The 10416-nt window shown below is 66.9% G+C and carries 8 protein-coding genes and 1 pseudogene; 1 reads left to right on the forward strand and 8 read right to left on the reverse strand.

Going from position 1 to position 10416, the window contains the following annotated elements; translation table 11 throughout:
• Positions 1-34 precede the first annotated feature (34 nt).
• The 8 genes from TX88_RS00555 to glf form a co-directional block, all read right to left on the reverse strand.
• Entirely contained in the window at positions 35-484 is a 450-nt protein-coding gene (locus TX88_RS00555) for a hypothetical protein (protein WP_044518954.1), read from the reverse strand.
• A 74-nt stretch (positions 485-558) separates the two neighbouring features.
• Positions 559-1470 (reverse strand): alpha/beta hydrolase-fold protein, encoded by a 912-nt coding sequence (locus TX88_RS00560; protein WP_044518955.1) that lies wholly within the window; start codon positions 1468-1470, stop codon positions 559-561.
• Positions 1471-1638: 168 nt separating this feature from the next.
• On the reverse strand, positions 1639-2634 hold the full coding sequence (locus TX88_RS00565; RefSeq protein ID WP_044513844.1) for an esterase family protein: 996 nt from the start codon (positions 2632-2634) through the stop codon (positions 1639-1641).
• A gap of 321 nt (positions 2635-2955) precedes the next feature.
• A complete protein-coding gene (zomB, locus tag TX88_RS00570) occupies positions 2956-5001 on the reverse strand; it encodes a terminal beta-(1->2)-arabinofuranosyltransferase (protein ID WP_044513846.1) in 2046 nt (681 codons plus the stop codon).
• On the reverse strand, positions 4979-5920 hold the full coding sequence (locus TX88_RS00575; RefSeq protein WP_044513848.1) for a decaprenyl-phosphate phosphoribosyltransferase: 942 nt from the start codon (positions 5918-5920) through the stop codon (positions 4979-4981). The genes zomB and TX88_RS00575 overlap by 23 nt, the downstream gene beginning before the upstream one ends.
• Complete coding sequence (locus tag TX88_RS00580) at positions 5917-6450, reverse strand: phosphatase PAP2 family protein (protein WP_044513850.1); 534 nt, start codon at positions 6448-6450, stop codon at positions 5917-5919. The genes TX88_RS00575 and TX88_RS00580 overlap by 4 nt, the downstream gene beginning before the upstream one ends.
• 1 nt (position 6451) lies before the next feature.
• A complete protein-coding gene (locus tag TX88_RS00585) occupies positions 6452-8389 on the reverse strand; it encodes a glycosyltransferase (protein WP_044513851.1) in 1938 nt (645 codons plus the stop codon).
• Positions 8386-9624, reverse strand: coding sequence for a UDP-galactopyranose mutase (gene glf, locus TX88_RS00590; protein ID WP_044513853.1), 1239 nt, complete (start codon positions 9622-9624; stop codon positions 8386-8388). Before glf ends, TX88_RS00585 begins: the two co-directional genes overlap by 4 nt.
• Positions 9625-9865: 241 nt before the next feature.
• Here glf and TX88_RS34790 point away from each other — a divergent pair.
• A pseudogene (locus TX88_RS34790) lies at positions 9866-10416 on the forward strand (hypothetical protein); the annotation flags it as partial.

A 10416-nucleotide genomic window follows, 5' to 3' on the forward strand; every position in this document is an offset into this window, starting at 1 on the left:
TCGGGCTCCTCGCGTGCGGTGCGGTGATCTGCGGCTAGCAGAGATGATCGGTGGCGATACGGATGTAGTCGGTGGCGGCGGTGTCGATCTCGCCGGGTGTGGGGCTTTCCTGGCCGGACCTGGCGGCCCGGACATCGCTGCGCACCAACGGCAGGACGAACTCCCGCACGGCCTGATCATCCTGCCTGGCGGCACGGCCCTGGCACACGTACGACCCGATCGACAGCGCCAGCAGCTCACTGGACGGGGTGATCCCGGCGGCCTTGAGCTCATCGAGATAGGTGTGCTGCTGCGACGTGATCGCCAGCTCACCGCCGCGACGCGGGAGAGGCTGCGCGGATGCCGCCTGCGGCTGCGCACCGTTGACCTGTGACGTGGGCAGGGCCAGCGGCGCCATGATGTCACCGCCCGCATCGCATGCCGTGAGCAACGACGCAGCGGACACCACTACCACCAGGGTGGCCGACCGTACCGTGTGCTGCACGCTTCCACCGTACCGGCTGGTGAAAAGTGTCCCGGCGCAGCTGATTCTGGTCACGACGGCGTGCCGCCCGGCCTCTATTTGATGGTCGCGACCAGTTCGCCCGACATCTGCGCCAGCTGCGGGGCCCAGCTGCCCCAGTCGTGCTGACCGCCGGCAGGCATGTCGAAGTGCCCGTTGCTGCCGCCGACGGAGCGGTAGTGCTGGTAGAACGACCTGTTGCTGCCCTGGGCGAGATCGCAGACACCGATCATCGCGGCCGGGTCGCTGCATGTCAGCGTGCCCGGGCTGTACACCCACAGCCGCGTGTTTGCATCGGCCAGCAACTGCACGTGCACGTCGGGGTCATGCCACTTCCAGCGGCCCAGCTGTGGGGCACCCCACATGCCGTAGCTGTCGACGCCACCGAACTGGGCCATGCCTGCGGTGATCGCGCCGTTGAGGGTCGTGGCCGACGGGGTCAGGAAGCCCGACAGCGATCCAGCGAAGCGGAACCTGTCGGGATGGAACGCGGCCAGCGTCAGCGCGCCCGTCCCGCCCTGCGAGGCACCCACGATCCCGTGCCCGCCCGGGGCGAGACCCTTGTTGGCGGCCAGCCAGTCCGGCAGCTCGGCGGACAGGAAGGTCTCCCACTGCTTGCTGCCGTCCTGCTCCCAGTTCGTGTAGAGGCTGAACGCGCCGCCTGCCGGGGCTGCCACCGAGATACCGCGGCCGGCGAGGGTCGACATCGCATGACCGGCGTTGACCCAGTTGCTCACGTCGGGAGCCGCGTTGAATGCGTCGAGCAGGAACACCGCATGCGGGCCACCGCCCTGGAACGCGACCGGGATGTCGCGGCCCATCGCGGCCGACGGGACCATCAGGTACTCGACGCCGTCGGCTCGGGCAGGAGCGCTCGTCGTCGCCGAAACGGCCCAGAGGGCAGCACCGAGCACCGGAGCCAACAGGGCCAGCAGCATCGCCCGCATCAGACTCAACGCACGCCTCATCATCAACCTCTCCTGCTGCCGGTCGTTCGAAGTGCCCCCGCACACGTAACCCGCGTTGTAGTGAACCACATCGCAACCACAGCCGGGGCGTCAAACGACTGACGGCGGCGTCCCCTTGAGGGGAGCGCCGCCGTCAGCTTCGACTGCGTTGAGCCGCTGTTCCGTCCGCTAGGCGGTCGGGGTCGCGCCCAGGACACGCTGCAGGTCAGGCTTCATGGCCTGCAGCTGCTGGCCCCAGTAGGCCCAGTTGTGCGTACCGCTCTGCGGGAAGTTGAACACCGCGTTCTTGCCACCGGCTGCGATGTACTTCTCCTGGAAGGTGGAGTTCGTCCGGCAGACGAAGCCCTCGAGGAACTTGGCGGGCATGTCGGCGCCGCCCAGCTCGCCCGGCTTGCCGTTACCGCAGTACACCCAGAGGCGGGTGCCGTTGTTGGCCAGGGTCGCGACGTTCTCCGTCGGGTCGTTGGCCTTCCAGGCGTTGTTCGGGTCGCCCGTCGAGCCCCACATGTCGTCGGCCTTGTAGCCGCCGGCGTCACCCATCGAGACACCGATCAGCATCGGCCACCAGCCCTCGGACGGGTTCAACGTGCCCGACAGCGAGGATGCGTAGATGAACTGATCCGGGTGGCGAGCCGACAGCATCAGCGCCGACGAACCGGCCATCGACAGACCGACCACTGCGCTACCGGTCGACTTCACGTCCTTGTTGGCCGCCAGCCACGCCGGGAGCTCCTGGGTCAGGAAGGTCTCCCACTTGTAGGTCTTGCAGCCGCCGTCCTTGCTGCCACAGGCCGGCTTGTACCAGTCGGAGTAGAAGCTGGACTGGCCACCGACCGGCATGACAACCGAGATGCCCGAGTTCAGGAACCACTCGAACGTCGGGAGTTCGATGTCCCAGCCGTTCTGGTCTTCGCGAGCGCGCATACCGTCGAGCAGGTACAGCGCGGGTGCGCCCGCGCCACCGCTCTGGAACTCGACCTTGATGTCACGTCCCATCGCTGCCGACGGAACTTCGAGATACTCGACCGGCAAGCCGGGTCGAGACCAGGCTCCAGCAGTCGCCGAGCCGCCTACGACGCCAACCAGGCCAGGCAGCACGGCCGCAGCGGCGACCGCTACCGTCAACCGGCGCGACAGGCCGCGCATCTTCCCAACGAACTTCATACCGCTCCCTATCTGAATCTCTTCTTCGTATTCCGCACATCGATTAGCGACCGACGTAAGCGGCTCACGTGCCCGTGTAGTCAACCACACGAACGCGCGGTGCTTCTCTGCAGCAGTTCTCGTCCCTGGTCGGCCCTGCGCCATTGCCGGTCGCGATCAGGTCTGGTTCGGGTGCCTGCGACCAGGTGTCGATACCAGAGGTCAACATCGGTTTTTCGTACCGTCCGTTCAAGATCGGTGTGCAGGCTCGTCTGGGTATCGGTCCGGACGGGCCGGGCGTTACCAAACACACAGAATTCCTCGGAACAGTTCCGGAACCGGTTACGGGCCGGTGGCCGGCATCCCGGTGTACGGCGGGTTCTTGGGCTCTGGAACCGGAAGTCCGCACCGCTTCAGTTCATAGAGCGGCACCCGGTCGATCCGGTACTTGGTGAACTCGTACGCGTGCCCCAGGTTGGACAGGAAGCGCCGCGGGCTCATCTCCCCGCGCACCGAGTTGAGCATCGACTCGGTGGCCGGGCAGGCCAGCGCGGCCTCGGCCTGGGAGATCCATTCCTCGTCCAGGTAGGGCGGGATGTAGGGGCGGGTCTTGAGCCACGGCCCCTCGGCCACGGCCCAGTCCGGGAACAGGTTCTTGTCGTGGCCGATACGCCCGTCGGTCAACCGCTGGGTGTGCATCGCAAGCGGATTCGTCAGGCCGATCTGGTCGATGACCCGCACGTCGAGGCCGACGTTCATGCCCAACATGCCCATGTTCGTGAAGAACACGGTGTGCGGGGTTCGCAACGCCCGCCGGTCCGCCGGGCTGAGATCGGGCGGAGGCGGGTAGGCGGGAACGACGTCCCATTGGTCGTAGTTGCCCGACGGCAGCAGCAGCGCGCCGTCGGGAGTGTTGTTGATCGCCGTCAGCACCGCCCGCATACGCGGGTAGTCCAGGTAATCGGCAGCGGTCAACGGGTGCGCGTGACCGGTGGCCTGCGAATAGAACCGGCGCTCGTCGACGATGCCGGTGTAGGTGACACGCGTGCCGTCGGCACCGAGGCCGGGTGAGTTGGCGGCCCAGATCGACCAGCCCACCACCGCGGCCCACAGCACGCTGGTGGCGGCGGCCAGCAGATAACCCGTCTCCCTGGTGAACTTGGTGCCGTCGGGCAGCACCACGGGGATCACCGCGACGGGCATCAGCATGCAGAACAGCGGTGTCAGCAACACCCGGCCGTGCATGAAGTCACCGCCCTGGCGCACCCAGTAGATCGCCTGCAACAGCCCGCTGACGAACATGAAAAGCACTACGGCAGCGGGACTTTGAACGGTGCGGGCCAGCCAGCCGTAGCCGCGGGGCACCTGATGGCGCACCCACCACGGCCGGGTCCTTGTGGTCAGCAGCACGACGCTGAGCGCGGCCAGCAGCATCACCGGTACCCACAGCAGGTAGGGCTGGTTGAAATTGCTCAGATAGGTGAAGCCCTGGGACCACTTGGCGCCCGAGGCGTCCTTGGCCACCGCGGTCCCGGGCACGATCAGCGCGTAGTACCCCATCCGGAAGATCTGATAGGCCACCGGCAGCAGTCCACCGGCCACCAGGATCAGGACGCGGCTGCGCCAACCTCGCGCCGCGATCAGCATCATGACCAGCGCTCCCCCGCCGATCAACGCCAGCTCGGGGCGGATGAGCACGCTCAGCCCGGCGACCGCGGCCAGCGCACCTTCGAAGTACCGGCTCGAGACCGGACCCGGCGCAGTCTTCGGGCTGCCGCGACCGACCGTTTTGGGAGCCGCGCGCAGAGCCTGTGACCAGCACACCATCATCCACCACAGCAGGCCCAAATAGGCCAGCACCAAACCGTTTTCGAGCCCCGAGGTGGCGAAGTCGCGCGCCGGCGGGATCGCGATGTAGACCAGCGCGCCCGCGGGCAGCAGCAGCGCCCGGCGGCCCTGCAGGCTCGGGGCGTACAGCCGGCCGGTGCCCAGCATCGCCAGCACGACGCCGAGCACGCTCAGCGTCAGCGCGAAGGCCAGCGCCACGTACTCCATCCGGACCGGGCCGCCGAGCCATGCGCCCAGCGTCACCAGGTAGGTCCACACCGTTGAGGTGTTGGCCTCGATCCGCTCGCCCGCGTTGAAGACCGGGCCGTTGCCCGCCAACAGGTTCCGCACCGTGCGCAGCACGATCAGGCCGTCGTCGGCGATCCAGCGGCGCTGCCAGGCGCCCCAGCCGAACAGCCCGGCGACCACGACCACACTCACCCACAGGCTGATCCGTACCGTGACGTCGTACGGAAACACCGGCCAGCGCGACAACCGGTCACCGACGCCGCCCGCCAGGCGGCGCAGAGTGATTCGGTCAGCTGAAGTAGACAGCTGCACCGATGGTTCCGATCCACGCCAGGAACAGGATCTGCAGCACTCGGTCTTTCAGCGCGATCTCCTCTGGCTCACCGGCGATGCCACCATCGATGTCAACGGCATAACGAAGGATCGCGATGGTGAACGGAACCATCGTGATCGCGTACCACGACGCATCCTGGCCGTCGAGCCCCAGAGCATCGTTGGCACTGTCGCGCCCGAATGCCCACAGGCCGTAGCAGAGCACCATCGCGGTGGCCGACAAGGTCCAGACGAAACGCAGGTAGCTGCTGGTGTAGCTCTCCAGCGACTTGCGGATCTTGGCGCCCGTGCGCTCGGCCAGTTGCAGCTCGGCGAACCGCTTGCCTGCCGCCATGAACAGTGAGCCGAAGGCCATCACCAACAGGAACCATTGCGACAGCGGGATATCGGCGGCCACACCACCGGCGATGGCACGGAGCAGGAAGCCCGAGGACACGATGCAGATGTCGAGCACAGCCTGGTGTTTGAGCCCGAAGCAGTACGCCAACTGGATCGCGATGTACACCGCCATCACCAATGCCAGATTCGGTGTCAGCAGCCAGGAGATGCCCAGCGAGGCCAGCGCGAGCACGGCCGCCAGCACGTAGGCCAGCGACTGCGGCACCACGCCGGCGGCGATGGGCCGGAACCGTTTGGTGGGATGGGCGCGGTCGGCCTCGACGTCACGGGCGTCGTTGACCAGATAGATCGACGATGCCGCCAGGCAGAACACCACGAAGGCGATCGACACCTTGTACGCGAGGTCGGCGTAGTTGTACTCGATGCCGCTGCCGACCGCGGCCAGCGGCGCGGCCAGCACCAGCAGGTTCTTGATCCACTGGCGCGGACGGATCGCCTTGATCAGCCCGGAGGCCAGATTCTTGGGCGGCCCGAGCTCCGGCTGCGCTTCCTCACTCATCGGGCACAGTCTCCTTCGGCCCCAACCCCGGCAGTTTTTCCGACCACAGAACCCACGAGCGTCCCGACGGCCACGCCGGTCAGTACATCGGTGGGATAGTGCACACCCAACACCAGGCGCGAAAGCGCCATGGGGACCACCAGCACCGCGCGCAGCGGCAGACCTGTGATCCGGGCCAACAGTACGGCGGCCGCCGCGGTCGAGGTGGCATGTGCCGACGGGAAACTCAACCGGCTCGGCGTGCCGACGTTCACGGCGATGGCGGGATGATGCGGCCGCTCGCGGCGCACCACCCGCTTGATCAGGACGGCGGCGGCATGGGCCAGAAACGCTCCGGCGCCCACCGCCAGCCATGACTTGCGCTTGGCCGGCTGGGCCAGCGCACCGGCGCCCGCGACCGCGAGCCAACCCAGGCTGTGTTCACCGAAGTGCGACAGCGCACGCGCTCCGCTCAGCACGCCCGGCCGGGTGGCCAGGGCCGACTGCACGGCAACCAACACGGCGTCCTCGCCGCGCGGGGCATCGGTCATGTCAGTTTTTCTCCGCCGACTCTGTCAGCAACACCGTCTCCCACTTCTGGGTGCTGGTCAGCACCGGCAGCGCCTCACGATAGACCTTGCGCATCCGGTCGAATTGGCGGACCACACGCAACTGCTGGCGCAGCGAGGCACGCAGCAACTCGAACATCTTGGCGCGATCCCGCTGCCGGTACACCACACCGCGGCCGTCGGCGGTGGTGACGGTGACTCCGTCCACGCGGCACAACGAGAACCAGCGGGCGTCCTGGGTGGCCACGTTGATCTGCGGCCGGATGTGGGTCTCCGGATCGTGCGGGCGCAGTTGGTTGACCACGCCGCGGGCCAGGTTCAGGACGATCGCCGGCTTGGACACCGGGATCCCGATCTTCTTGCGCTTGAGATCCGAGGCCGGCGGCAGCGCGGTGGCGCCGGGCAGCACGACGGCATCCGGGTACTGCTGGCGCATCGCGCGGACGTCGGGCAGGGCCGATTCCAGGATGGAGAAGATGTGCTCCGGGCCGGCCAGGAAGTCCTCCATGGCCCGGTTCTGGATGGCCACCGTCGAATACTCAAGGCACAGAAGGTGTTTGAACGTGGCTTTGAGGTGGCTGGCCACCAACCCGCGTACGTCGCCGTCCCAGTGGATCGCGGAGATCACCAGCCGGTTGCGCAGGTGGAAGTAGGCCTGCCAGTCGATCGCGTCGTCCTTGTCGCTCCAGGCCATGTGCCAGATCGCCGCACCGGGCAGGGTGACCGTGCGATAACCGTGCTCGGCTGCGCGCAGTCCGTATTCGACGTCGTCCCACTTGATGAACAGCGGCAGCGGCTGGCCGAGTTCCTCGGCCACCTGCCGCGGGATCATGCACATCCACCAGCCGTTGAAGTCCACGTCGATCCGGCGGTGCAGCAGCTTGCTGCGGTCGGACTCGGTGTCGTCGAGCGCGTGCTTGGAGAAGTCGTGGTCGTATTCGGCGTTGGGCGCTGCCGACCACATGAAGTTCGACCGGTCCACCATCTCGCCCATGATGTGCAGGTGTGACGGCTCCTGCAGGTTGAGCATCTGCCCGCCCACCAGCATCGGCTCCTTGGCGAACCGGTTCATGGCCAGGGCCCGCAGGATCGAATCGGGTTCGATGCGGATGTCGTCGTCCATGAACAGGATCTGCTCACAGTCGGTGTTCTTCAGCGCCTCGTACATCACGCGGCTGTAGCCACCGGACCCACCGAGGTTGGGCTGGTTGTGGATCGTCAGCCGGTTGCCGAGCGCGGTCGCGGCGGCCTCGAAACCGGGATGGTCCTTGGCCTTGCTGGTGCCCTGGTCGGACACGATGACCGCGCTGATCACCTCGTCCACCAACGGATCCGAGGTCAGTGCGGCAAGTGCGTTGACACAGTCCGAGGGCCGGTTGAAGGTCGGGATGCCGACGGCGATGTTGGCCCGGCCCGGCGCGGGTGTCGGGGCGTACCAGCCTGCGCTGTGCACCCGAACCGCGGTGTCGGTGGTGATGTCGAACCAGATCCAGCCGCCGTCCTCGAACGGCGTCAGGTCGATCTCGAACTCGACTGCGGCGGGTTCGGAAGAGTCTCCGCTGGAGACGGGGGCACCGCCGACGGTGATGCGGGCACCCGTGGCCTTGGACCGGTACACGTCGACGCGGGCCGTGCCGGTCAGCTCGACGCGCAGCACCACCGACTTCAGCGTCGACCAGCGACGCCAGTAGCTGGCCGGGAACGCGTTGAAGTAGGTCGCGAACGAGATCCCCGATTCGGTGGCGATCTCGAGAGTGGTGCGGGTGGGCGCGTGCGCCCGCCGGGCATTGGTCGGGTCTTCGACGAGGTAGAGCTTGCGGACGTCCAGCGGCTCGCCCGGTCGCGGCAGGATGACGCGGGCCAGCAGACTGACGGCCCGCGATTCCCCGGCGTCAAGGGCGCCGGATGGGATGTCACTCATGCTTTGCTGCTTTCGTTCTCGGTCGTCAGCGGCGCACCGTCAGTCAGGTGCGGTGCCAGGGTGTTGTCGTACATGTTCAGCGCACTGGCGATGGCCATGTGCATGTCGAGGTACTGGTAGGTACCCAGCCGGCCACCGAAAAGCACCTTCGCCGAGGCGGTTTCGGCCTTTGCGCGGGTTCGGTAGGAGGACAGCAGGGCGCGGTCCGCCTCGGTGTTGATCGGGTAGTACGGCTCGTCGTCTTCCTTGGCGAACCGCGAGAACTCCCGCATGATCACCGTCTTGTCGGCCGGGTAGTCCCGCTCGGGATGGAAATGGCGGAACTCGTGGATACGGGTGTAGTCCACGTCGGCGTCGTTGTAGTTCATCACCGGGGTGCCCTGGAAATCCCCGGTGTCGAGCACCTCAAGATCGAAATCGAGTGTGCGCCAGCCCAACCGGCCCTCGGAGTAGTCGAAGTAGCGGTCGAGCGGCCCCGTGTAGACAACCGGGGCGTCGGGGTTGGCCGCGCGGAGTTCTTCCTGGACGTCGAACCAGTCGGTGTCCAGCCGCACCTCGATACGGTCGTCGGCGGCCATGTTCTCCAGCCAGGCGGTGTACCCGTCGACCGGCAGGCCCTCGTACGTGTCGTTGAAGTAGCGGTTGTCGAACGTGTAGCGCACCGGCAAACGGGTGATGTTGCCCGCCGGCAGATTCGTCGGGTCGGTCTCCCACTGCTTGGCGGTGTAGTGCTTCACGAACGCCTCGTACAGCGGGCGCCCGATCAGCGAGATGGCCTTCTCCTCGAAGTTGGCCGCCTCGTGCCCGGCGATCTCGCTGGCTTGTTCGGCGATCAGGGCGCGGGCCTCGTCGGGGGTGAAGTACCGGCCGAAGAACTGCGAGACCAACCCGAGGCCCATAGGGAACTGGTAGGCCTGGCCGTCGTGCATCGCGAAGACCCGGTGCTGGTAGCCGGTGAAGTCGGTGAACTGCCGCACGTAGTCCCACACCCGCTGGTTGGACGTGTGGAACAGGTGGGCCCCGTACTTGTGGACCTCGATACCGGTCTGCGGTTCGGCTTCCGAGTAGGCGTTACCGCCGATATGCGGGCGGCGTTCTATAACAAGGACACGCTTGCCCAGTTGCGTTGCCACGCGCTCAGCGATCGTCAGACCGAAGAAACCGGAACCGACGACGAATAAGTCGAAATGTCCGCTGGACTGGTCTGTAGCGACCCGGGGAGATAAGGACGTCATCGGCAGCCAGGGTATCCGACCGCGCCCCTGTGCCCCGAATTAGACAAAGGGCCCAGGTCGCAATTCGCTCACAATTCAATATCGTCACTCTAGACCCACGAGTCACAGCCTTAACATCGATCTCGTCGGTATTCATGGGCTTCACAGCATCTGGTCCGGGACCGCCGATGAAGAAGCGGAGAGCGCCCCACGCGCGATCCGAAGTGCAGTCCTTCGCTGCAAACATATTGAGGAGACTTCCGTGCCGAACCGCCGTCGACGCAAGCTCTCGACAGCCATGAGCGCAGTCGCCGCAGTGGCAGTCGCAAGTCCAGTCGCCCTAGTTGCCGTGTCGCAGCTTTCCCCCGCGCCGCAGGAGCGCGAGTTCACCCAGGCCGCGCTGGTCACCGACCTGCCGGGCGAACTGATGTCCGCACTGTCGCAGGGCCTGTCCCAGTTCGGCGTCAACCTGCCGCCGATGCCGTTTCTCAACAGCTCCACCCCGGCACCGTCACTGGGTTCACCGACTCTGACCTCGCCGGGTCTGGCGTCGCCCGGGCTGACCTCGCCTGGGCTCACCGCACCGGGCCTGACCGACCCCGGGCTCACCTCGCCCGGCCTCACGTCACCGGGCCTCACATCGCCGGGCCTCACATCACCGGGGCTGACCTCGCCCGGCCTCGCCTCGCCTGACGCCTCGCTGACCAGCCCCAACGGCCTGTCGCCGAGCCTGACCTCGCCGACGGCCGGCCTTCCGGGCGCACCGGGCGGGCTGACCAACCCGGCGCTCACCCCGCCGACCGGCGGGCTCAC

Source organism: Mycolicibacterium septicum DSM 44393 (assembly GCF_000455325.1).
Taxonomy (GTDB): Bacteria; Actinomycetota; Actinomycetes; order Mycobacteriales; family Mycobacteriaceae; genus Mycobacterium; species Mycobacterium septicum.

Bases quoted from the DNA above. Each gene is read 5' to 3' on its own strand.
- TX88_RS00560 (WP_044518955.1), bottom strand. From the start codon at position 1,470: ATGAGGCGTGCGTTGAGTCTGATGCGGGCGATGCTGCTGGCCCTGTTG.
- TX88_RS00565 (WP_044513844.1), bottom strand. From the start codon at position 2,634: ATGAAGTTCGTTGGGAAGATGCGCGGCCTGTCGCGCCGGTTGACGGTA.
- TX88_RS00575 (WP_044513848.1), bottom strand. From the start codon at position 5,920: ATGAGTGAGGAAGCGCAGCCGGAGCTCGGGCCGCCCAAGAATCTGGCC.
- TX88_RS00580 (WP_044513850.1), bottom strand. From the start codon at position 6,450: ATGACCGATGCCCCGCGCGGCGAGGACGCCGTGTTGGTTGCCGTGCAG.
- TX88_RS00585 (WP_044513851.1), bottom strand. From the start codon at position 8,389: ATGAGTGACATCCCATCCGGCGCCCTTGACGCCGGGGAATCGCGGGCC.
- glf (WP_044513853.1), bottom strand. From the start codon at position 9,624: ATGACGTCCTTATCTCCCCGGGTCGCTACAGACCAGTCCAGCGGACAT.